Below are 23,897 nucleotides of genomic sequence, written 5' to 3' on the forward strand. Positions count from 1 at the left end.
GAGTATCATATTTCACTTGAGAGTTTCGATTGTATAAAAGTAAGGCCTAAAATGAACAAGAAAAATAAATTAGTTCTATCCATTTTATTTGGATTTTTGATTCCAGTCTCAGCATCCTATGCTGCTGTACCAACAAATAAAACCATCATCAGTTGGATCACTAACTTACAAGATTCAAATGCTAATCCTCAGCAAGCCATTAAGATTGATCACACGGAAAAAGTAAAATTAATTTCAGACGAAGAAGCCTATTTATCAGGTGTCAGTTTTGACAATGCTGGGCGTAACTTTTGGGCTGGTTATGTGTTAACTCGTCCTAAATTAAAACAAGCTAAAATTTTAAAAGAGTTTGGTGGTCAATCTAATATATTTAAAATCCATTCAACTGTTTATAAAGGCAAACCTGTTGATCTTGTTGAAATAGAAAGTGCTGGTTCAGGACAAGGGGCTGTTAAATCGACCAAAAGTTTAGTTTATTTGAGCCAATGGAATACTAAGTTGATTACTGAGGTACAGGAGTCATCATATGCTGGGCACTATAATGCAAAACTAGATATGGAAGCTTGTCTTACGGGGGCAGATAATACGGGTTATTTAAATGTAATGCCGTATTCGCCTTATGTTGTGAAAACAACGGTGACAGGAGATGCCTGTAATGACAAACCTAAAGGATACAAAGTAAATAGTTCAGTTCTTCCAATCGTAATTAGCGAAATAAAATAAAAAAAGCTAACAAGCGCACTTGTTAGCGGAGGAGGAACTTAGAATTGTGAAGCCTAATTTATAGTGTTTTTTTCTAGTTATTACTCACGATCCCAATTTTAGTGACATTACTTTGCTGAGCTAATGCCATGACCATCGCAATGTTTTTATATTCTGCTTGAGGATCAGGTTTAAATTTAATTTGATTCTGATCTGTTTTTTGTGCAACAGCGTCAAACAAAGCCTTTAATGCCTGACGATCAGCAACCGTTTGATCATTCCAAAAAATCTGACCTTGTGCATCAACTCTAAGATTGATGGTTTCAGGTGGTTTTTGATCTGTTGGCGGTGGAGGCGTACCATTTGGTAAATTAATATTAATGGCATTGTTTGGGATCGGAATCGTGATGATGAACATGATCAATAACACCAGCATGACATCAATCAATGGCGTCATATTGACGTCAAGCATGACATCATCTTCACTACTTTTTGGACCAACATTCATACCCATGACTAACTCCTTATCGTCTGATTAAGGTGAACTAGGCGGAGTAGTGACAAATGCAATTTTGCCGATACCCGCTTGTTGGGTGGTACTAATCACCTGATCAATCGCTTCATAATGCGTGAGTTGATCGCCACGGATATGAACCTCGGGTTGAGGGCGCTTTTGCGCCTCAACTTGCAAACGTGCAAGTAATGTTTCTTTATCTGCAACGTTTTGTTCATTCCAAAAAATATCGCCAGTTTTGTTGACTGAAAGTTGGATATTTTGAGGTGTGGTGGCATATGGCGTATTTTTTTCTTCAGGAAGTTTCACAGGCACTGTGTGTGTGACAACTGGAACAGTGATTAAAAAGATAATCAGCAGAACCAGCATGATATCAACCAACGGTGTTGTGTTAATCGTACCAATGACATCATCGTCATCTTGGCCAGAATTCATCATCATGCCCATAATCGTATTCCTTATTTAGAATCACGGTTTGGGTGATTGCCATTTAGTTCACCACTCAATAAAACAGCATGTAAGTCCGAACCAAATGAGCGGACATTATCCATCACCGCTTTATTACGGCGAGTAAGCCAGTTATAGCCAAGTACCGCTGGCACAGCGACAGCAAGACCAATTGCAGTCATGATCAAGGCTTCACCAACTGGTCCTGCGACTTTATCAATCGATGCTTGTCCTGAAATACCGATGGCTGTCAGTGCGTGATAAATTCCCCAAACTGTTCCAAATAAACCAACAAAAGGTGCTGTAGAACCAACCGTTGCCAGAAATGCCAAACCATTACCTAAATGGCTTTGTACTTTTTCAATTGCACGTTGGATCGAAATGGTTACCCACGTGTTGAAATCAATTCTTTCTAATAAAGAACCATCATGGTGTTTGGTAGAGTGGATTCCTTTTTCAGCGATATATCGATAACTACTGCTGGGATTTAAACTGTCTTTGGCACTATTGAGCGTATCTGCTTCCCAAAAATTACGTTCAGCTTCTATACCGTGACGTTTAACTTTGCTTTGTTGGAATACCTTAGAAAAGATGATGTACCACGTACCAATCGACATCAATACCAAAATAAATAGTGTTGTTTTGGCAATAACATCGCCTTCACGCCAAAGTGCTTCTAAACCATAAGGGTTATAAGCTTCTTGTTCAGTAGCTGGAAGTGGAGGAGGTGTTGCTGTCGTTTGCGTGGTTTCATCCGCCACGACTGTGGTTACAGGCGTTGTTTGGGCGGTTTCTTCAGCCCACACTGTACTGATTGGGAGTAAAGTGCTGGTTGAAATTAAACCAATAGCTGCGAATCGAGCGATATATTTTGCTGTTTTATTCATTTCAAATTCTCCAAAAAATTTGTTTAATTCATTCATTTGTTTAAGTAATTGTGAATGGGTATTCGATTTCGTACCATTCTTGTTGGGGAACACCGTCTTTCATGGCAGGTGTAAACGAACATAAGCTGTATGCTTTGATCGCGGCTTTATCTAAGCTTTTGCTACCGCTAGATTTTGCGACTTTTGAATCAATTACCTTGCCTGAACCATCGACCAATACACGCATCCGTACCGTACCTTCTTCTTCATTCATTAAAGCTTCACGTGGATAGTCTGGTTTTTTACAACCTACGCTACCTTCTGATACCCCACGTGAAATTCCAGCAGGTTTTGGTGCGGGAGCAGGTGCGGCGATCGGTGCTGCAACAGGACTCGGACTGGGTGCTGCAACAGTAGGCGTAGCTGTAGGAGTCGCAACTGTATTTTGGACAGGTGGCGTTGGCGTTGGTTTGGCAACAGATGTTACTTTTTCCACTTGTTTAGGTGGATCAGGCATTTTTGCCACTTTCTCTACCATTTTGGGTGGTTCAGGTGGTTTTTCCTCTGGTTTTGGTGGAGGAGGTGGAGGGGGCGGTTCAATATCTTGAATAATTAGTAGTTCGACAGGTTTCTCGACAGGCTTAATCGTTGCAGTCGTTAAACTTGTTACTAAAATATAGGCGATCACGAGATGTAGAAATAAAACCACACCAAGACCGATGAAACGTTTGGCAGATTGATTTTCATTCTCAGCAAAGGGTATGCCCATAATTGCTCCTGAAATTGTAATCGTTGACCCATACATAAATTTGAAAATGAAATCTCTGATTTATGTGATGCAAATAAATGTTGTTTTGGATCGGCGGATCACGGTAGATCACTACAGCATCTGAAAATCATGCTGTAGTGATGCGCATATTAAAATTTGAAAGTGCTACGAACGAAGTAAGTTCGACCCAGTACATCTGCGTATCGAGGGTCATAACCCATTTGGAAGTTATCCAATACATTTGATGCAGGGGGAGCTTCATCAAACATATTTTTGACACCTAACGTAAGCTCTAAATTTTTAAAGCCTTTATACGTTCCTGATAAGTTATAGGTGGTGTAGTCACTGACTTTATGGTTTTGACCACTGGAATTTTGATCTTTGTAACCTTTAGAGAAACTTTGCTGTAAGTTCAGTGCCCAATTTTCATAGCGCCAATCTAGATTCGCGGTGTGCTTCCAACGTAAAACAATGGCTTGATAATCCAGACCAGCATAACTACCCGCAACACCAACCCATGGCATTCCTTTGTCTTCTTGATATTGGTAATCGGTTATATAGGTACCATCAATATTAAAACCGAGCTGACCTGTGCTGGTCATAGGGGAGCGCCACGCCATACCGACATCAAATCCTGAAGTTTTGATACCACCTAAGTTTTGCTTGGTTGTAATGATGTGGTGGAGTGAGCCATCTGCATTGCGGACAAATTTATCTGCATATTTTTCTGGGTCGCCGAAAATAGCCGTCTCGGAAATCGCTGTAATCTGATTTTTAACCTTGATATCAAAATAGTCTAATGTGAAGACTAGGTTTTTGGTTGGCTGAAAGACCAGACCTGCTGTAATCGAATCTGATTTTTCTGGCTCTAAGTCTTTGTTACCACCATCTTGACGATCAAACTGCATACCACAATCGCGGGCAGGGAGAGCACCAGCGGCAGGAACACCATTCGGGCATAGAACAGGATCATTGTAAGTTGCTTGCGTATTGGTTAACGAGTTCGGTGAATGCATTTCTGCGAGTGTTGGTGCTCTAAAGCCTTTGGTATAGCTAGTTCTGAACATTAATTGTTGAATTGGTTCCCAGCGTAGGGAGAACTTAGGATTAAAGGTACTCCCAAAATCACTATAGTCGTCATAACGAGCAGCAAGTTGTGCTTCTAGAGTTTTGTGCAATGGGACGTGTAGTTCTGTAAAAACGGCTTTAATATTTCGAGAACCTTCATTTATTGGTTCATTTGGATCTACACCCGTACTTGGTGCAACACTCGCAATCTCAGAAATGGTTTTTGATTGCCAATCATCTTTACGATAACTTGCACCAATCGCAAGACCTACATCACCTGCTGGCAAAGTGTAAATAGGGCGACTTGCAGTAAAATCGATCGTTGTTGAGTCTAATTTTGCGTCTAAATATTTACCTTTTACCCCTAAGCTACTCCAGACATCTCCATCTTCAGCGGCTTGTGGTCCAAATGGGTTCAGCGTGCCATTGAGTAAAGCTTCCGATGTTTTATCGTAATTGAGATATCCATTTATAACATTATCTGCTGCGTTACTACGCGCATAGGTTACGCCTGTATTGATATCCCAACCATAAGCATCACCTTCAATACCTGCAAAGATACGATGTGAATCATTGACGCTATTACTGACACGATTACCCGCTTGAGAGCGAAGATAAAGTTCTAATGGACCATTCACGCCATCCATTGCTGGAGTTATACCTTTGCCTGGATAATATTTGCTTGAAGGATCTAGAGGTAAATCAAAAAATACATCTGGTGCCACAGAAGTGGTGACTTCGTTCCGTGCATATACATATTCGCCAATAGCATTAAAATTATCATTTAATTTTGCAGTGACTCGTCCCATGACAGAGATATCTTCTGTTTTAGGAACGATACCAATGACTGCTTGACTGTTATAACGACAGGTTTTACCTTTGGCTGTTACTAATGGGTTATCGCCACAACCGATATTTGCATACGGATTACCAAAAACTTCTGATTCAGGATCATATAAATTTGCTGGGAATGAGCCACTACTGGTTCTGTCCACACCGAGTTCTGGAAAAACACCGCCACGACGACTGACCTTACGATCTTTTGCCATGACATCTTCACCACGGCGATAATCAATTACACCGAACGCGTTAAATCCATTTTCATCAAGATCACCAAAACCACCAAAAATTGAATAGCTTTGTTTTTCCCCGCCTTTTTGTTCTGGCTTTTGGTAGTCAGTACTAAAATTCAATCCATTGAACTGCTTTTTAGTAATGAAGTTAATCACCCCACCGATCGCATCCGTTCCATAAACGGCAGAAGCGCCATCTTTTAAAACCTCAATCCGATCTAACATCGCAAGCGGAATGATATTTAAATTTGTGATGCCACTATCATAGGCATTTGCTGCAAGACGTCGTCCATTCAATAACACTAAAGTTTTATTCGCACCTAAGCCGCGCATGTTGGCTGCGGACCCTTCTGTTCTACTTGCACCTACATTAGAGGCTGTAACAAAGTTGGATTGGTTGGCTGTGATTTTAGATAATGCCTCCTCAGTGGTGGTGATCCCTTGCTTCAGAATTTCATCGACTTTTACGATCGTGATTGGAGAAGCGCTCTGCGCTGCAACACCTTTGATCGATGAACCTGTGACTGCAACTTTTACAACTTTGGTCGCTTTTTCATCTGTGGGTGACTCTGTTTCGGCCGCATGGGTCATTGATAAACACAACATACTGAGGCTCAGGGTACTGAGTTTTAGTATGCTTTTGCTCGCTTTTGGCAGAGCATTAGATTGAACGAAATTGGTATTTTTCATTGAATTTATAACCCCTAAATAGACGGTCACTCTAAAAGAATGAACAAAATCGTTTTAGCAAGACATGTGCCAAATACTATTTTTAGGTCTCAATTTAGTTAGATTAAATTGTGTAAAAGCGTTATAGTTTTATCTAATAAGCGTTTCATATTTTTACTAATTATTAAAAAACAACCAATATACAAAAAATATTTTTATTGTCATTTTTCTACAACAAACATGATTTTTTATATCGCATTAAAATGAAACAGGATGTTTATGTGTTGCTTTTATTTGGTGCGAATTTTTATTTATTTATTTAAAATTATGCATTTGTATTTTTATACTGTCTGAGGTGTAAATTAATATCAAAAATGATCTTTGCATAATATTACTTTTAATTAACATCGATAAATCCATATCTTTAGACTACTTATTAAATTTTTTTTTATTATTGTTAAATATTTTATTTGAAAAGTGGCATGAATTTGGCAGTGGTTTTTCCGTCATGGAAATGATTCTTCCATCTTTGTTATTTTTATGAATGGTAAAAAATAATCAATTTTTAAATTTCATTAGAAATATCATTTAATTAAACAAAGATGCTCGAATCGTTAAGTGATTGGCTGCTATTCGAAAGACTAGCGTTTATTGAAAAACGACGATGTGAGCACTGAGTTGAAGTCTAAATTTTCTAGCGTTGCTTTGTTTTCAACCATTATTGCATTTGCCTCAATTGGATATGCCAAAACACCTGCACAAGCGGACAAAGTGCTTCGAATTGCTTTTGAAGCCCCCGATGATGGTTTTGATATGGTTAAAACTTTCAATTTCTATAGTGGGAATGTTGCTGATGTTATTTTTGAAAGGTTACTCCAATATGATTATTTGGCCAGTCCAGTAAAGCTTGTGCCGTCGACGGCAGAGAGCATGCCAATCATTCAAGAACATGGCAAAGTTTATATTTTTAAAATAAAACCAGAAATTTATTTTACCAATGACCCTGCATTCAAAGGCAAGCGCAGAGAGTTGGTTGCAGAGGATTATGTTTATTCGATTAAACGTATTTTAGATCCTAAAAATCACTCCTCATCATTTGCTTTTATTGATCATAAAATTGTGGGTGCAAATGTATTGGTTGATCAAGCGAAGAAGTCTGGTCGATTTGATTATGATGCGCCGATTGAGGGAATCAAGGCATTAGACCGTTATACGATTCAATTCACACTGACACAACCTGATTATAACTTTCCTTATATTTTGGCATATAGCACTTTTGGTGCAGTTGCTCGTGAAGTGGTTGAATATTATAAAGATCGTCTAGGTATGCATCCTGTTGGTACAGGTCCATATATGCTCAGCAAGTATGTTCCTCGTAGCAAAATAGAGTTGGTCGCAAATCCTGATTATCGTGGTTTTGTCTGGAATTATAAGTCAACGGGAACGGCTTGGGATAATCAGCTTGTCAAAGAAATGACTGGCAAAAAGATGCCGCAAATCGGCAAGGTGAACATCAGTATTATCGAAGAAGAGCAGTCACGTTGGTTAGCCTTTAAATCCAAGCAACTTGATTTTGATAAGTTAACTTCAAGCTCAGTGCCCAAAGTATTGGATCAAAATAATCAATTAAAAGCTGAGATGAAACAGCAAGGTATTCTCCTTTATCCGAATAAAGAAGCTGAAATCACTTATACCATGCTGAATATGCGTGACCCGATCATAGGTGGGAAGAGCTTAGATAAAGTCGCATTAAGACGTGCTATAGCGATGTCTTTTAATTTGGATGAATACATCCGTATTTTACGAAAGGGGCAGGCAGTCAAAGCCGAAATGTTGGTTCCCGCCGGTGTAAATGGTCATAACCCGAATTATCGTAGCAGCATTGGTTACAACCCTGTTCTCGCTAATAAACTGCTGGATCATTTTGGATATAAAAAAGATGCGGATGGTTATCGTACTCTACCTAATGGCAATGCTTTAACTTTAAAAATTAATACAGAAAGTGGCTCAGCTTCAGTTATGTACTCTGAGTTGTGGAAGAAAAATTTAGATGCAATTGGCATCAGAGCAGAATTTAAAGTCAGTAATTTTGCCGATAACTTAAAAGCGGCAACTCAATGTCAATACATGATCTGGGGTGGTGCATGGCATGCAGATTATCCAGAAGGAGAGAATTTCACCCAATTACTTTATGGTCCTAACGTTGGACGCGCGAATCAATCTTGTTATCAGTCAGCAGCTTATGATCGTTTATATAAACAAGTGATGCAGCACGCACCAGAACAGCGTATGCCTTTTTATGAAAAAATGAGCCGACAAATCGAAGCAGATCATCCTTTTATTCTTCAAGACACCCGCATAAGAAACTGGGTCATTCAGCCCCATGTGCAAGGCTTCAAAGCCCATCCAATCATGAATACCAACTGGCAATATCTAGATATTGCTTCACCGCGTCAAAAATAAGTGATGAGTTCAAGATGAAGCAAAATTTTAAACTTTCGTTAACACGCTATGGTTTGGCAATTTGTGTTGGGCTCACGGCAACGCTTTCAACTTCATTGCTTGCTGCCAAAAGCCCAGCCGATCCCAATAAAGTATTGCGTTATGTCTTTCCCGTCGCAGAAACAGGTTTTGATCCTGCGGGTGTACACGACTTATATTCTGCGCATGTGAATGGATCTATTTTTGAGACCTTATTTACCTATGATTATTTGGCCTCACCTGCAAAATTAACACCTCGAACAGCGCTGTCATTGCCAGAAGTCAGTGCAGATGGTTTGACTTATACCATTCGAATCCAGAAAGGCATTTATTTTGTTGATGATCCTGTATTTAAAGGGAAAAAGCGGGAACTAACCTCGGCTGATTATGCTTATACCTTTAAGCGCTTGCTCGATCCAAACTTGCGTTCACCTAACAGTTGGTTGCTGGATGGGCGTATTGCGGGAATGGATGCAGTGCTGAAGCAAGCACAAAAAACAGGAAAATTTAATTACGATCTACCTGTTGTCGGCTTACAGACACCAGATCGCTATACCTTGGTGATTCAACTGACCAGTCCTGATCAAAACTTCCCGATGATCTTGGCACATCAACCTGCTGGTGCAGTTGCCAGAGAGGTGATCGAAAAGTATCGAAACAAGGCTGGTTTTGCTATGGGACATCCTGTGGGCACAGGTCCTTATATGTTGGCTCGTTGGACACCGGGGTCACGCATTATTTTAAAAGCCAATCCGAACTTCCGAAGTTTTGTTTGGAACTTTAAAGCGAGTACTGCTGAAGACCAGAAAATTGTTCAAGCCATGCAAGGCAAACAGATGCCGCAAATTGGTGTCATCGATATACAAGTGATGGAAGAGGGTCAATCACGTTGGCTGTCCTTTAGTAAAGATGAGGTTGATTTATTTCAGCTCGATGGTGAGTTGACCGTTCAAGCTTTGCAAAATGGTGAGTTGAAACCTGAATTGGTGAAAAAAGGTGTGCAACTATCTCGTATCGTTGATCCATCCATTGACTATCACTATTGGAATATGAAAAACCCCATTGTGGGTGGGTTGAGTAAAGAAAAAATTGCACTCCGCCGTGCCATGGCTATGGCTTTTTCTGCCGACAGTTATATCAATATTTTGCAAAAAGGGGATGCCCAAAAATTACAAGCACTGATCCCAGATGGTGTAGTCGGCTACGATCCTGATTATAGAAGCAGTATTCCGTATTCAGTCAAAGCCGCCAATCTGTTGCTTGATCGTTATAACTACAAGGTGAGTGCAAATGGTTGGCGAACGCTGCCGAATGGAAAGCCGCTTGTAATTGATATGACGATCTCTGGAAATAGTCTAAGAAGTCAGCAACAAGCGGAGTTTTGGAAAAAAATTCTGGATAGTCTCAAGATCCAAATGACCACCAAATCTTTGCCATTTTCAGAAGCACTGAAGTTAGAAAAACAATGCAAAACCATGTTCAAAACATCTGCTTGGATTGCGGACTATCCTGATGCAGATAATTTTATGCAGCTTTTTTATGGCAAGAACGTTCATGTGAGTAACAACAGTTGTGCCGAAATTCCTGAATTTGACCGCCTATACGAACAAACCCAGAAGCTGCCACCTAGTCCAGAACGTGATGCCTTATACCGAAAAATGTCACGTGTCTTGGAAGTCTATATGCCCGTACAAGTGATCGGTGCTCGTTACCGAAACATCTTGGCTCAACCTCGTGTGATTGGTTTTAAAAAGCATCCGATTCTTCCTGCGGAATGGATGTACATCGACATTGATATGAAGAAATAGAAATAAAGAACTGGAGTCATCATGAAATTCAATACTTTTAAATTAACCACCTTATGTGTATTGACGATGGGCGTTAGCCAGATGGCAATCGCAGAAACCACAAAACGTCAGACATTACCAACATTTCAGGCCCAAGACATTGCAGCAATGTGCGATGCCAAAATGAATGAGGTGAAAAAACAGCTAAAGTCGGTAGAAATGTTGCGGTTAAAACAAGATGCACCTGCAGCACCTGTTCTAGCAGAATGGGATCGTATCTTTGCAGAATTTGAAGATTTTTATGGGCCGATTGGTTTATATGGCAACATTTATCCCGATGAGGCTGTACGCAACGCGGCTGAGGATTGTGAAGTTAAAATTACTCAGTTCCAAACCGATATTTTCCAAAATCCCAAGCTCTATCAGCAGTTTAAAAAACTAAAGCCATCTGATGCAATAGACAGCAAATTTCAGCAAGACATTTTGGATAATTTTGAAGAAAAAGGCATTCTGCTGACCACCAACAAGCAAAAACGTCTGAAAGAGATTTTGGACGAACTCGCAACGGTTGAGCAGGTCTATGCCAGAAATGTACGTGAAAATCCACAGAAATTAGAGTTTAGTGCCGCTGAGTTAAAAGGTTTACCGCAAAGCTATATTGATGCTTTAAGCAAAAATGATAAAGGTCATTATTTATTGGGTTTTGAATACCCTGAATACCGTCCTTTTATGCAGCTTGCGGAAAATGATGATGCGCGTAAGCGCTACCAAATTGCTTTTAGTCGTCGTGGTGGAGAAAAGAATTTAGCATTGCTGAAGCAAGCGATCGATTTACGCTATGCCTTAGCGCAGCTTTTTGGCAAATCTAGTTATGCTGAATGGGTTTTACAAAAGCGAATGGCAAAAACACCAGAGGCAGTCAATACATTTTTAGCAGAAGTTCATGCAACGGTCGCGCCGTTAGAACAAAAAGAAGTTCAGACTTTAGGCGAGTTCAAAGCAAAAAGTTTAAATATTCCATTACAACAAGCCAAGATCGAGCGTTGGAGCGAGGAATATTGGAGTGAAAAACTCCGCCAAGTCAAATATCAAATTGATCAGGAAAAGTTGCGGGAATTTTTCCCTACACAAGCGACGCAAGATTGGTTATTTGCTATTTCATCTGATTTATATGGGATTGAATTTAAGCCAGTAAATGTAGAAGTTTGGCAAGACGAAGTCGAGTATTACGATGTGGTCGATGCGAAAACAAAGCAATTAATCGGCGGTTTGTACATGGATAAATTTCCACGCGAAGGCAAGTATGGCCATGCTGCGGTTTGGAGTGTTTTTGGACGAAGTCGTTTAACTGAGCGTAAACCAATCTCAGCATTGGTCACCAATTTTAATCGCAAGGGGCTGAATAGTGATGAGTTGGAAACCTTCGTACATGAGTTTGGACATGCTTTGCATGGCATTTTGTCAGATACGCGTTATGCATCACAAGCAGGAACCAGTGTAGAACGTGACTTTGTTGAAGCGCCGTCACAAATGTATGAAGAGTGGGCGAGACGTAAAGAAACCCTGTCCAAAGTCGCAGATTATTGTAGCCCTGCGTGTCCACGTGTCGATGATGCCTTAATCGAGAAACTAAATGCAGTACATGGCTATGGGCGGGGTCTGCATTATGCGCGTCAAACATTATATGCTCAGTACGATATGGCACTACATGGTGTTGATGCTTTGAAAGTACACCCCCTTGATCTATGGGGGAAAATGGAGGGTGCAACCGCATTGGGTTATGTGCCTACGACACAATTTCCAGGTCAGTTTGGGCACGTTATGGGCGGTTATCAAAGCAGCTATTATGGCTATATGTGGTCAGAGGTCATGGCCTTAGATATGTTGTCAGCCTTTGGCAATAACCTGAACAATGCTGAGGTTGGACAGCGTTATCGCGAAACAATTTTATCTCAAGGTAGCCAAAAGCCTGCACAAACATTAGTTGAAGCGTTTCTTGGACGTAAACCCAACAACACCGCATTTTTCCATGAAATCTCAGGTCAACGAATTAAATAAGGGGCATCTTTATGCTGGCATATATTGTACGTCGCATATGGCAGATGATCCCAACTATGCTGGGTGTCGTGCTGCTGATCTTTTTCTTGTTCAATTGGGTAGGGGGTGATCCAGCTTATATCTTGGCAGGGAAAATGTCGAATCCAGAACAAATTGAAAATATTCGTCAGCAGCTTGGGGTTGATCAGCCTTACTATGTACAACTCTGGATTTTTATCCAGCAAATTTTAACATTTGATTATGGGGTGAGTTGGAGTACCGGTGAATCAGTCTCCCAGATTATTACGACACGTTTAGGGCCATCACTGACCATCTTGATTCCACTGACGATTTTACAAACGATTATTTCGATCATTTTGGCTTTAGCAGTTGCCTCAGTGCGAGGCAGTTTGACTGATCGGATGGTGATGATGTTATGCACCATCGGTATGTCGATTAGTATTTTAGTTTATATCATTGTTTTTCAATATTTCTTTGCTTATCAATTGGGGTGGTTTCCAGTGCAAGGCTGGAGCGATAGTTTTAGTGAAAACTTATTTAAATATGCCTTACTCCCGATTTTGATCATGCTAGTGGTGAGTATTGCGCCAACGCTCAGACTATATCGCAGCTTTATTTTAGATGAAGTCAATCAGGATTATGTCCGTACTGCACGCGCCAAAGGGGTGGGTGAACATCGCATTTTTGGTGTGCATGTATTACGCAATGCATCTATCCCAATCGTGACCGATGTCATGGCAACTTTGCCTGCATTACTGATCGGTGCATTTTTAATTGAACGCTTTTTTGGTATTCCCGGCATTGGTCGCGAAGTCATTATTGCGGTGGAGCGGAGTGATTTTCCCGTCATTAAAGCTATTACCGTGTACATCGCTGCTGCGACCATGTGTTTTAACTTAATAGCTGATCTGATTTATAAATTAATCGATCCGCGCGTACAGTTGAAGTAGGTGCAATATGCTGAATATATTATTCAAAAGAAACGCATCTGCTCAGTCTAGCGCAACTTCGTCTGGACTCTGGCAGTTGGCTGTGCAGCGCTTAAAAGCGGATCGTATCGCAATGGTTTCGCTACTCGTCGTGCTGAGTTATTTCATCATATTGGTTCTGTCGGTAACGGGTGTGATTGCATCGAATTGGAATAAAGAGGTTGCTGTGAGTTATGCACCACCTACTTTTATCGGTGCTGATATTGAGGAACGGATTGCTGAGAAAAAATCAGAACCATTGCAAGCTTTACCTGAAAACCCTGTTGATCCTTTAAAAGAGATTATTCGTGAATTGAATATTCAAATTGCGAATGAGCAGATCACCGAAACTCCAATTGATTACTATGGGGTGACAGATCCTTTAGCAGCAGATATGCAAGCCATTGATCAGCAATTGGGTGAGCATTTACTCGATCATAGCCAAGAATTAAAAACTACACTCGCTTTTGGTGCTGATAAGTGGGGGCAAGACATTTTACTCAAAACCATCAAAGGTGCCGAAACATCGATCCTCGTTGGATTGCTATCTGCGTTATTGGCAGTGGTGATTGGTACTGGTTTAGGGGCGATTGCAGGCTATTTTGGTGGTTGGGTCGATGATGTACTGAACTGGTTCTACAATATTTTTACCTCAATTCCTTATCTGTTATTGGTGTTAGCCGTTGCGGCGGTTCTGCAACAAAAAGGGGTACTTTCGATTGTACTTATTTTAGGTTTAACGGGCTGGACAGGTGTATTTCGCTTGATTCGTGCCGAGTATATGAAGCACAAATCTCGCGAATATGTACTGGCTGCTAAGGCGATTGGTGTCAGCCATTCGCGCCGTATGTTTGTGCATATTTTTCCCAATGTCAGTCATATTGCTTTAGTACAAATTTCTATTCTTGTGGTGGCATTTATCAAGTCAGAAGTGATTCTAAGCTTCCTTGGTTTTGGTGTTCCTGTGGGGGTGGTGTCGTGGGGAAGCATGTTGAATGAAGCACAAACTGAGTTGATTCTAGGCAAATGGTGGCAATTAGCTGCAGCATCGATCGCTATGGCAGTGTTAGTCACCGCATTTTCAATGTTCACCGATGCATTGCGTGATGCATTAGACCCTAAACTGAAATAGCGGAGTGGAATGAGATGATACGTAATGATGAAACACTGCTATTAAATGTAGAAAATCTTCGGGTTAGTTTTAAAGGTGAGGATAAACAGTGGATTGAAACAGTCAAAGGGATTTCATTTTCGATTCCTAAAAACAAGACTGTTGCCTTGGTGGGGGAGTCTGGAAGTGGTAAATCGGTCACTTCGCTTGCGGTTATGGGGTTGCTACCCAAAGGACAAAGCCAAGTCTCTGAGCAAAGTAGAATTATCTTTGAGGGTAAAGATTTACTTAATCTCTCAGCGAAAGAGATTCGGAGTATTTGTGGTAAAGACATTGCCATGATTTTCCAAGAGCCAATGTCATCGTTGAATCCTGTGTTTACAGTAGGGGATCAAATTGCTGAAGTTCTTCGTATTCACCTTGGCATGGGGAGAAAGCAGGCGCGAATACGCGTTTTGGAATTACTAAAGGAAGTTGGGATTCCTTCACCTGAGAGCAAAATTGATGCTTATCCAAGTCAGCTTTCAGGAGGTCAGCAACAACGTATTATGATCGCGATGGCGATCGCTTGTGAACCAAAGCTCTTGATTGCCGATGAACCGACAACTGCTTTGGATGTAACGATTCAAAAGCAAATTATTGATTTGCTCGAATCTTTACGTCAGCGTCATGAAATGTCGATGTTATTTATCACCCATGACTTAGCTTTGGTCGGTGAAATTGCTGATGAAGTGATTGTGATGCGACATGGTGAAATTCGTGAAAGTGGTGATGTGAAACAAGTGCTTGAACAACCCAATGATGTTTATACACGTGCGCTTTTGCATTGTCGTCCTCAACTTTCATCGCGTCCATATCGCTTGCCTGTCACCAGTGATTTTATGAAACAGGAAAATGGGCAACTGGTTGAAGCGATTAATCTGTCCACCCTTCATCTTCAAGAGCGAACAAGAGGGCTTACAGGTCTAGAGAAAATCGTGCTGGAGGTTAAAGATTTGAAAAAGTCTTTTTATAGCCGTAAAGGTTTATGGGGGCATGAGGAGTTTCAGGCGGTAAAAGGTGTCTCTTTCCAACTAGCAAAAGGTAAAACTTTGGGGTTGGTGGGAGAGTCAGGCTCAGGAAAAACCACAATTGGCTTATTGCTGATGCGTTTACATGAAGCCACGGGTGGACAAATATTGATTGATGGGAAAGATATTCTTTCCATGACGGAGAAAGAATTTGCCCTCTACCAGCGGAAGATACAAATCATCTTTCAAAATCCATATGCTTCGCTCAATCCACGCTTTACCATTGGGCAGATTTTACTTGAGCCAATGCGCATTCATGGTATCGGTGAAAATGATGCGGAACGTAAAAAAATTGCATTAGCGCTTTTAGAGAGAGTCAGTTTGCCTGATCAAGCTTATGATCGCTATCCACATGAGTTTTCAGGTGGTCAGCGTCAACGCATTGCGATTGCCCGTTGTTTGACATTAAAACCTGAGATTTTGATCTGTGATGAGTCGGTATCTGCGCTTGATGTATCAGTGCAGGCACAGGTGTTGAACTTATTGCAAGATTTACAGGATGAGTTTGGTTTGAGTTATATTTTTATTTCACACGATTTATCGGTTGTAAAATATATTTCGGATCAAGTGATGGTGATGAATCATGGAGAGATCGTCGAAATTGCAGATTCAGATGAGCTGTATTTACATCCTCAACATGAATACACTCAAAAACTGCTGAATGCAATTCCACAAGGCATCATATCTAATCGCTAGCAGTGATAAAAAAACGCTCAAATTTGAGCGTTTTTTTATATCAAGGTAAAGTCTTAAAACTTCTTAAAGCCTTTACTGATACCAAGAGGTTTACGGTCACTGGTATTTTGATTTTTAGAATTGCTGTTCGGGCGTTGTTCTGGTTGTTCATCATCACGACGTTGTTGACGTAAATAACCACCACGACGTGCAGCCATTGGTTTTTCAATCATTCTGTCACTACGACGTTTGGCCATACCAAATAAACCAGTGCCTTGACGTGGTTTCAATTCAACAGATTTCGCAAGATTATCGATATCGCCTTTATCCAATTCCATCCAGCGACCTGTACGCAATTCGCGTGGTAGAATCACTGTGCCGTAACGGGTACGCAGTAGGCGACTAACTTTTAAACTTTGTGTTTCAAAAATACGGCGTACTTCACGGTTACGACCTTCTTTGACCACAACTTGATACCAACGGTTGATCCCATCACCACCAATGTCAGTGAATGATTCAAATTTGGCAGGGCCATCTTCAAGCTCTACACCTTTGAGCATATTGTTGCGAATTTGTGGTGTCACTTCACCCATGACACGTACCGCATATTCACGCTCAATTTCATTAGATGGATGCATCAAACGATTGGCAAGCTCACCATCATTGGTAAATAACAATAAACCAGTACTGTTAATATCCAGACGACCAACCATGACCCAACGATCATTGGCAATTTGTGGTAACTGTTCAAAAACAGTTGGGCGATTCTCAGGATCATTACGTGAACAAATTTCGCCTTCAGGTTTGTAGTAAACCAAAACACGACGACGGATTTCATCTTCAATTTGGAATTGGACTTTACGACCATCAATACGCAGTTCATCCGTCGGTTCAATTCGTTCACCGACCTGTGCAATACGACCATTGATGCTGACACGACCAGCAGCAATAACTTCTTCCATATAGCGACGTGAGCCTAGCCCAACCCTCGCTAACACCTTTTGTAATTTTTCACTCATGACAGCACAACCTTAGACATAATGATCAACAGTTCACCTTATCAAGACTTCGGCGCATGTGCGTCGAGTGTCATGAATGCTTCCTTGGCGTTCTGTAGGGGAGGCAGTTGACCTAGCGAGGCTAGACCAAATGCATTTAAAAATTGGGGCGTTGTAACTAACAACGCAGGTCTTCCAGGTAAATCTCTGAAACCAGCTTCTTTGATCCAGTTCCAGTCAAAAAGCGTTCTTAAAATCTGACTATTATTTGATACGCCACGAATTTGTTCAATATCGGCACGTGTGACGGGTTGATGATACGCAATCACTGCTACTGTTTCGAGTAGTGAGGGTGACAGTTTGGTTGGGCGTTCTGGCCAAACCTGCGCAATAATATTCCGATATTTGGCTCGGACTTGAAAACGAAACCCTTGTACCGTTTCAATCAATTCTATGGAGCGACCATGTTGTAACATAGCCAATTGTTGCAAAAACTGACGTAACTGTTGCTTATTATATTGGTTTTGAAATGCTTCTTTTAGTCGTGCAAGTGAGACTGGTGAGTCACTGGCGAATAAAATTGCTTCAATTTGCAATAAAACATCATGATGAATGTCTTCAAGCGACATACCTTCATTTGAGTCCAATTGATCTAAACTCATGCTGCAACGCCTTGAACAGTTAACGGTGCTTCAATTCCTGTATGAATAATTTGAATTTTTTGCTGACGTGTGAGTTCAAGCACCGCCATAAAGGTCACAACCATACCCATGCGACCTTGTTGTGAGTTAAGTAATTCAATAAAACTCAATGCCTCACCAGATGCAAGTTGGTGTTGGATAAAGGCAATACGTTCTTCGAGTAAAACAGGTTCTTGAGCCACAACATGCGTTATTGGCTCAGGACGGTTAAACACACAGAATATCGCATCGCGTAAAGCCTCGACATCATAACCTTCGTAAATGGGTGCAATATGACCAATACTGACATTTGCGCTAAAGGTATCGCGTTCAAAGATCGGCATTTGACCTAATCTTTCAGCAGCTTGTTTTATGCGCAAATAGGTTTCTAAACGATCGATCAGCTCTTGTTTAGGATCTTTTTCAAATTGATCAACAACCGTGACTTTCGGCAATAATAAACGTGATTTTAAATCAGCAAGCAGAGCCGCCATCACCATATAATCAGCCGTCAGTTCAATATTCAATGACTTCATGCTATCCATATAGCTAAGATACTGAGTCGCAATCGGTGCAATATCTATGTGTAATAGATCAAAACCATTTTTTTGAATCAGATAAATGAGAAAGTCCAGCGGCCCTTCAAATTGTTCCAGTAAGATTTCAAATGCAGCAGGCGGTATATACAAATCTTCAGGTATGGTGTCATGCCACTCGTCAAGCACACGAATGGAAGGAGTTAACTCCAGAGAGGAAGATAGGATTTGATTCATTACCGTTATAAGCCACGCGAATTTTCAAAAGCATGAAGGGATCGTTTTTGTGATCAAGGGATGACACATACTACTAAGAGCACGGCTATTCTAATCGAAATAGCAAATTTAATAAATTACTCACTTACAAAAACCTTAAAGTTCTCAGGGTATTTTCTAGATTTATGCAAAATTATATTGGGAAGGGAAAAATTATGCTTAAATTAGTGACGAAAACCTCATTTTCTTTAAATGATAAATTATTATGAAACATTATTTAAGCACGCAACAAAATCAACTTGGACAAAAAATTGGCCTTTCAATTGAAAATTATGTATCTGCTCGGTCAATTATCGGTGATTTAAACGGACAATACGTTAACTTGATTGATATTGCTGGTGGCGTGTCCGACCAAGCCCTCAGTCAAATATGGACGAGTGTTTCAACAGAACCGAATGATGGATGTTGGACCTACCTGCCTTATCCCGCACCACAGAGTCAAGACGTTGTAAAAGATGCTTTGCATAATTTATTTAATTTTAAAGATTCCACCCATTTTCTGATCGAAATCGATGGGGATGTACAGGGCTGGATTGCGTTATTAAATCCAAGACTTGAACATGGCGCGATTGAAATCGGTAATGTTTACTTTTCACATAAGATGAAAAAATCAAAAGCATCGACTGAAGCGATATTTTTATTATTACAACAATCTTTTAAACAGGGTTTTAGACGTGTGGAATGGAAATGTGACGATTTCAATGCACCATCAAAAGCAGCGGCATTGCGTTTTGGGTTCCAGTATGAAGGTCTATTTCGTCAGGATCGGATTGTAAAAGGTCGAAATCGCAACACAGCTTGGTTTTCGATTCTTGATGAAGAATGGTCAGCTTTGGAACAAGTTTATCAACAATGGTTAAGCCCCCAAAATTTTGATGAACAGGGTTTTCAGAAACAGCGATTGTCTGATTTTATGATTGACTAAAATGTAAGTGCTTACTCAAAAGCACTCACATCCCCAATCCCACGACGAATGACTTCTGGATTTTCACCTGATAAATCCACAATACTTGTGGTTGCTAACATTCCAAAACCGCCATCGATAAATACATCAATACGTTTGCCGAGCTGATTTTCAATATCAAATGGGTCATCTAAAGGATCTGTTTGATTCGGCAAGATCAAGGTACTGGTGAGTAAAGGTTCATCTAACTCTTTTAATAATGCTTGAGCAATTGGATTACTTGGAATACGTAGACCGATGGTTTTTTTCTTCGGATGCATCAAGCGTTTTGGTACTTCACTTGTTGCTGGCAAAATAAAAGTGGTCACAGCAGGTGTGTTATTTTTAAGCAAACGATACATTGCATTATCAACTTTGGCATAAGTTGCAATGTCTGATAAATCACAGCACATGATGGCGTATTGATGTTTAGGACCTAAACCACGAATTTGAGCAATACGTTCCATCGCACTTTTATTACCAATCTGGCAACCAATGGCATAGGCCGCATCAGTTGGATATACCACAACGTCACCAGCACGAATACGGTCAACGGCTTGAGTGATTAAGCGAGCCTGTGGATTTTCAGGATGAATATGTAAATGCAACATTATTATAACTCCCTGATCTATATGGCTGAATTTAGTATGAAACTTGTTGTGGGCATGTTGCAAGAGTTTGATGTGATAATTTTGTCATTTAATCAAGGTATTCACGTTTAAATTCATTGAGTTGTAATGGTGATCCATTGCGTGTGCAAAGACAAATGCAATAAATAAAATGCGCAGCATCACGAGGTAGCTTTGCTTCACCAGAAAAATACCGTTGTACTTGAGCAAACACATGATCTTTAAACTGTCGTCCATTTCCGCTGTCGCCCGTTAAGTTATCTAAAGACACACGAAATTTTCGACCAAAGGCGGTTGAAAATAACCATTCAATCGCTTGCGGTTTGATTTCAACTTGTTCAAATAAGCTTTGTTGTTCAGCACTTCGACCATCAGGTGCATACCAATATCCAAGGTCGGGAAGTAAGCGGCGTTTCTCACCTGCGATTGTCCAATGGCTGATTTCATGCAGGGCACTATTAAAGAAACCATGTGCAAATTGAATTCTTGCAGCTTGTTGAAAAGTTGCTGGGAAATACTCTGGTTCAAAATCACCTTTGACTAAAGTGACATTATGGTGGGAAAACCAAGAATTAAAGTGTAAAATAAGCCAATCGACCTGCTCTGATTCTGTCGTTAACTTTTGCCATGATAAATGTTGCACTTGATCTGGCATTAATGCAGCAGTAGTGGTTGAATGGGTGCGAATGAGTAGTGAAGTTGTTACTTCAAGTTGCGGCTGCAACAGGTGCATTGCTTGATTTACCCTGAGTTCTGTCAAAAGAAGTGCAAAATTGTATCTTAATCTTTGACAGAGTACCGATGAATTTGTAAAATCGCGCTCTTAATTATGTCAGCAAATACTTTTCCAAGCCAAATCGAGCCATTTAAATGGGCTGAACAGGGCTTTACATGGTCAGGAACACTGCCATTGTCTCGCTTTGCTCGTATTGCTCGAGAAGCTGTTGGTTCAATTGATGATCAATTGATCAACATAGACTGTAAGCTATCAATGGATATCTATCATCGTATTATATGGTTAGATGGACATATTGAAACCAAAGTTCCAATGGAATGCCAACGTTGTTTGGGAACTGTTGAAATTGAATTGGTTTCAGACTTTCATTTAGCCTTGATTGATGATGAGTCACTGATAGAGCGATTGGATGAGGATGCTGATTTCATCGTTTTAGGTGAAAGTGAATCTTCGAAAAAAGGTGATTTTGATACACCTGCATCGATCAATTTACTCGCATTACTAGAAGATGAACTGTTACTGTTGATGCCTTTATCTCCTAAACATGATGTTTGTGAGCATAAGCATCGACCTGCCACTCAGGATGATGTCGAAGAAAAGCGGGATAACCCGTTTGATGTTTTGGCTGGCCTGAAGGGTAAACTTAGCTCATAATTTATGTTATAATGTTGAGTTAAGACAACCGAATTTGTTCTGATCCATTTTTTCGATCTTTGTAAGGAGCCATCATGGCCGTTCAGCAAAACCGTAAAAGTCGCTCTCGCCGTGACATGCGCCGTTCACATGACGCTTTAACCGAGAATGCATTATCTGTAGACCAAACTACGGGTGAAACTCATCGTCGTCACCACGTGACTAAAGATGGTATTTACCGTGGTCGTCAATTATTCGCTAAAGCAGCTGATGCTGAATAATTGAATCATATGCATTAAGCGATAGCTTAAAGTATAAAAAAAATGGGAGCGAAAGCTCCCTTTTTTGTTGTTTTTCGCAATTATAAAAAGATTTAATCAATGTTAAATTGCCGCATCGCTAAAGAGTCTATCGTCATTCTCATGTAGAATCATGAGTGTTGATGAAATTGGCAATAGACTAATTTAAGGATTTTTATATGTCGACTAAACGACTTGAGCAGGCAGCTCAAGCAACAAAAACAGCATTTGTTTTTCCGGGTCAAGGCTCGCAAAAAGTAGGTATGTTGGCTGAACTTGCAGAGCAGTTTAGTGTTGTTCAAGACACCTTTGCTGAAGCTTCAGAAGCGCTTGGTTTTGACCTTTGGCAGATTGCTCAAAGTGGTGAAGGTTTAGATCAAACTGAAAATACCCAGCCCGTGTTACTTACCGCAAGTATTGCGTTGTGGCGTGTATGGTTAGAGCTAGGTGGTATTGTACCGAAATACTTGGCTGGACACTCTTTAGGAGAATACAGCGCCTTAGTTGCAGCAGAAGCAATGACGCTGGGTGATGCAGTGAAGTTGGTCAATTTGCGTGGTAAATTGATGCAAAGTGCTGTCCCTCAAGGTGAAGGTGCGATGGCTGCAATCCTTGGTTTGGCTGATGAAAAAGTGATTGAGCTTTGTCAAAATGCATCTGCCTCAGGTCAGGGTTCGGTTGAGGCCGCAAATTACAATGCGCAAGGTCAAGTTGTGATTGCGGGGAGTACTGCGTTGGTTCAGCAAGTCATGGCTGAGGCAAAAGCACAGTCTGGTAAAGCCATCGCATTACCTGTTTCTGTCCCTTCACATTGTTCATTGATGAGATCAGCAGCAGAACAGTTTGCTGACGCTTTGGAACAAACTGCCATTGAGCTACCCCACCTTCCTGTAATACAAAATGTCAACGCGGAAATCGCTACGGATGTTGCTCAATTACGTCAGGCACTCACTGCCCAATTGTACCAATCGGTACAATGGACACGTACCATGCAATATCTACAAGATCAGGGTATTCAGTATGTGGTCGAATGTGGGCCGGGTACAGTACTTAGTAATCTTGCCAAGCGATTACCGAACATAGAAAAAGCATTTGCCATTGATAGCAAAGCACGTATGGAAGATGCCCTAAACGCAGTGTTAGTGGCAGAAGGAAAAATTGCATGACACAACAACGAAAAGTTGCGTTAGTGACAGGAGCAAGCCGAGGTATTGGCGCAGCAATTGCACAGCAACTCATTCAAGACGGTTTTTTTGTCGTTGGTACCGCGACTTCTGAATCAGGCGCGCAAAAACTGAAAGACAGTTTTGCTGAGCATGGAACGGGTGCGGTACTTGATGTTCGTAATGGCGAGGCAATCGATACACTTGTTTCGCATATCGAGCAGCAATATGGTTCGGTTCTGGTATTGGTCAACAATGCGGGAATTACCAAAGATAATTTGTTATTGCGTATGTCCGAAGATGATTGGGATGACATTCTCAATATTCACTTGAAAGCGGTTTACCGTTTATCTAAGCGAGTATTGAAAGGCATGACCAAAGCACGCTTTGGACGCATTATTAACATCAGTTCTGTGGTTGCACATTTTGCTAACCCAGGACAAGCCAATTACTCAGCCGCAAAAGCAGGGATTGAAGCATTCAGTCGTAGCTTAGCGAAAGAGATGGGGAGCCGTCAGATTACGGTAAACAGTGTTGCACCTGGTTTTATCGCAACTGAAATGACTGATCAGTTAAGCGAAGATGTTCGTAAAAAAATGATCGATCAAGTAGCTTTAAATCGTCTAGGTGAACCCCAAGATATTGCAAATGCAGTGAGTTTCCTTGCAAGCGATAATGCTAGTTACATTACTGGTACAGTTTTACACGTAAATGGTGGTTTATACATGGCCTAAGTGGCGACGTAT

At 40.8% G+C, this 23,897-nt stretch carries 22 protein-coding genes; 12 read left to right on the plus strand and 10 right to left on the minus strand.

Translation table 11 applies throughout. The features are described from left to right. Positions 1 to 51 precede the first annotated feature (51 nt). Positions 52 to 723 carry a hypothetical protein gene (locus tag EAH57_RS11375; protein ID WP_121930155.1) on the plus strand — a complete coding sequence of 224 codons (672 nt, stop codon included), beginning with the start codon at positions 52 to 54 and terminating at the stop codon, positions 721 to 723. Between the two features lie 73 nt (positions 724 to 796). On the opposite strand, the gene EAH57_RS11380 is transcribed toward EAH57_RS11375, so the two are convergent. From EAH57_RS11380 to EAH57_RS11400, 5 genes are all read right to left on the minus strand, one after another. Then, positions 797 to 1,216, minus strand: coding sequence for an ExbD/TolR family protein (locus tag EAH57_RS11380; protein WP_121930156.1), 420 nt, complete (start codon positions 1,214 to 1,216; stop codon positions 797 to 799). Between the two features lie 21 nt (positions 1,217 to 1,237). Further along, positions 1,238 to 1,663, minus strand: coding sequence for an ExbD/TolR family protein (locus tag EAH57_RS11385; protein ID WP_004669976.1), 426 nt, complete (start codon positions 1,661 to 1,663; stop codon positions 1,238 to 1,240). Between the two features lie 11 nt (positions 1,664 to 1,674). Beyond that, positions 1,675 to 2,550 carry a MotA/TolQ/ExbB proton channel family protein gene (locus EAH57_RS11390; RefSeq protein ID WP_121930157.1) on the minus strand — a complete coding sequence of 292 codons (876 nt, stop codon included), beginning with the start codon at positions 2,548 to 2,550 and terminating at the stop codon, positions 1,675 to 1,677. A gap of 40 nt (positions 2,551 to 2,590) precedes the next feature. After that, the gene (locus tag EAH57_RS11395) at positions 2,591 to 3,298 is read right to left on the minus strand and encodes an energy transducer TonB (protein ID WP_121930158.1); all 708 of its coding nucleotides are present in this window, start codon (positions 3,296 to 3,298) and stop codon (positions 2,591 to 2,593) included. A 149-nt stretch (positions 3,299 to 3,447) separates the two neighbouring features. Beyond that, positions 3,448 to 6,129, minus strand: a complete 2,682-nt coding sequence (locus EAH57_RS11400; RefSeq protein ID WP_171407444.1) for a TonB-dependent receptor — start codon at positions 6,127 to 6,129, stop codon at positions 3,448 to 3,450. Positions 6,130 to 6,786: 657 nt separating this feature from the next. Here EAH57_RS11400 and EAH57_RS11405 point away from each other — a divergent pair. Genes EAH57_RS11405 through EAH57_RS11430 form a run of 6 tightly spaced genes read left to right on the plus strand, consistent with a single transcriptional unit; the run spans position 6,787 to position 16,279 of the window. Continuing rightward, positions 6,787 to 8,571 carry an ABC transporter substrate-binding protein gene (locus tag EAH57_RS11405; RefSeq protein WP_121930193.1) on the plus strand — a complete coding sequence of 595 codons (1,785 nt, stop codon included), beginning with the start codon at positions 6,787 to 6,789 and terminating at the stop codon, positions 8,569 to 8,571. 14 nt (positions 8,572 to 8,585) lie between these two features. Next, positions 8,586 to 10,397, plus strand: a complete 1,812-nt coding sequence (locus EAH57_RS11410) for an ABC transporter substrate-binding protein (RefSeq protein WP_121930159.1) — start codon at positions 8,586 to 8,588, stop codon at positions 10,395 to 10,397. A gap of 21 nt (positions 10,398 to 10,418) precedes the next feature. Next, positions 10,419 to 12,434, plus strand: coding sequence for a M3 family metallopeptidase (locus tag EAH57_RS11415; protein WP_121930160.1), 2,016 nt, complete (start codon positions 10,419 to 10,421; stop codon positions 12,432 to 12,434). A gap of 11 nt (positions 12,435 to 12,445) precedes the next feature. Then, the gene (locus tag EAH57_RS11420; RefSeq protein ID WP_004669991.1) at positions 12,446 to 13,384 is read left to right on the plus strand and encodes an ABC transporter permease; all 939 of its coding nucleotides are present in this window, start codon (positions 12,446 to 12,448) and stop codon (positions 13,382 to 13,384) included. A 7-nt stretch (positions 13,385 to 13,391) separates the two neighbouring features. Continuing rightward, positions 13,392 to 14,534, plus strand: coding sequence for an ABC transporter permease (locus tag EAH57_RS11425; RefSeq protein ID WP_121930161.1), 1,143 nt, complete (start codon positions 13,392 to 13,394; stop codon positions 14,532 to 14,534). A 14-nt stretch (positions 14,535 to 14,548) separates the two neighbouring features. Beyond that, positions 14,549 to 16,279 (plus strand): ABC transporter ATP-binding protein, encoded by a 1,731-nt coding sequence (locus EAH57_RS11430; RefSeq protein WP_121930162.1) that lies wholly within the window; start codon positions 14,549 to 14,551, stop codon positions 16,277 to 16,279. 53 nt (positions 16,280 to 16,332) lie between these two features. Here the strand turns inward: EAH57_RS11430 and rluB are convergent, their stop codons facing one another. The 3 genes from rluB to EAH57_RS11445 are packed head-to-tail and all read right to left on the minus strand — an operon-like array spanning position 16,333 to position 18,709. Beyond that, positions 16,333 to 17,277 (minus strand): 23S rRNA pseudouridine(2605) synthase RluB, encoded by a 945-nt coding sequence (gene rluB / locus EAH57_RS11435; protein WP_121930163.1) that lies wholly within the window; start codon positions 17,275 to 17,277, stop codon positions 16,333 to 16,335. 41 nt (positions 17,278 to 17,318) lie between these two features. Beyond that, positions 17,319 to 17,918 (minus strand): SMC-Scp complex subunit ScpB, encoded by a 600-nt coding sequence (gene scpB / locus EAH57_RS11440; RefSeq protein ID WP_121930164.1) that lies wholly within the window; start codon positions 17,916 to 17,918, stop codon positions 17,319 to 17,321. Further along, positions 17,915 to 18,709 (minus strand): segregation and condensation protein A, encoded by a 795-nt coding sequence (locus tag EAH57_RS11445; protein WP_121930165.1) that lies wholly within the window; start codon positions 18,707 to 18,709, stop codon positions 17,915 to 17,917. Before EAH57_RS11445 ends, scpB begins: the two co-directional genes overlap by 4 nt. A 244-nt stretch (positions 18,710 to 18,953) precedes the next feature. On the opposite strand from EAH57_RS11445, the gene EAH57_RS11450 reads away from it, so the two are divergent. Continuing rightward, a complete protein-coding gene (locus EAH57_RS11450; RefSeq protein WP_121930166.1) occupies positions 18,954 to 19,673 on the plus strand; it encodes a GNAT family N-acetyltransferase in 720 nt (239 codons plus the stop codon). A gap of 11 nt (positions 19,674 to 19,684) precedes the next feature. Here EAH57_RS11450 and EAH57_RS11455 read toward each other — a convergent pair whose 3' ends face one another. Beyond that, complete coding sequence (locus tag EAH57_RS11455; protein WP_004670005.1) at positions 19,685 to 20,302, minus strand: L-threonylcarbamoyladenylate synthase; 618 nt, start codon at positions 20,300 to 20,302, stop codon at positions 19,685 to 19,687. Between the two features lie 88 nt (positions 20,303 to 20,390). Beyond that, positions 20,391 to 21,053 (minus strand): elongation factor P hydroxylase, encoded by a 663-nt coding sequence (locus EAH57_RS11460; RefSeq protein WP_121930167.1) that lies wholly within the window; start codon positions 21,051 to 21,053, stop codon positions 20,391 to 20,393. A 96-nt stretch (positions 21,054 to 21,149) separates the two neighbouring features. On the opposite strand from EAH57_RS11460, the gene EAH57_RS11465 reads away from it, so the two are divergent. The 4 genes from EAH57_RS11465 (at position 21,150) to fabG (ending at position 23,885) form a co-directional block, all read left to right on the plus strand. Beyond that, positions 21,150 to 21,710: a YceD family protein gene (locus EAH57_RS11465; RefSeq protein WP_004670011.1), complete on the plus strand. Its 561-nt coding sequence runs from the start codon at positions 21,150 to 21,152 to the stop codon at positions 21,708 to 21,710. 74 nt (positions 21,711 to 21,784) lie between these two features. Beyond that, positions 21,785 to 21,970, plus strand: coding sequence for a 50S ribosomal protein L32 (gene rpmF / locus EAH57_RS11470; RefSeq protein WP_004638135.1), 186 nt, complete (start codon positions 21,785 to 21,787; stop codon positions 21,968 to 21,970). 197 nt (positions 21,971 to 22,167) lie between these two features. After that, positions 22,168 to 23,154: an ACP S-malonyltransferase gene (gene fabD, locus EAH57_RS11475; RefSeq protein WP_121930168.1), complete on the plus strand. Its 987-nt coding sequence runs from the start codon at positions 22,168 to 22,170 to the stop codon at positions 23,152 to 23,154. Continuing rightward, positions 23,151 to 23,885: a 3-oxoacyl-ACP reductase FabG gene (gene fabG, locus EAH57_RS11480; RefSeq protein WP_121930169.1), complete on the plus strand. Its 735-nt coding sequence runs from the start codon at positions 23,151 to 23,153 to the stop codon at positions 23,883 to 23,885. Before fabD ends, fabG begins: the two co-directional genes overlap by 4 nt. Positions 23,886 to 23,897: the final 12 nt, after the last annotated feature.

Origin of the sequence: Acinetobacter sp. 2JN-4 (assembly GCF_003687745.1) — a bacterium.
Taxonomy (GTDB): Bacteria; Pseudomonadota; Gammaproteobacteria; order Pseudomonadales; family Moraxellaceae; genus Acinetobacter; species Acinetobacter halotolerans.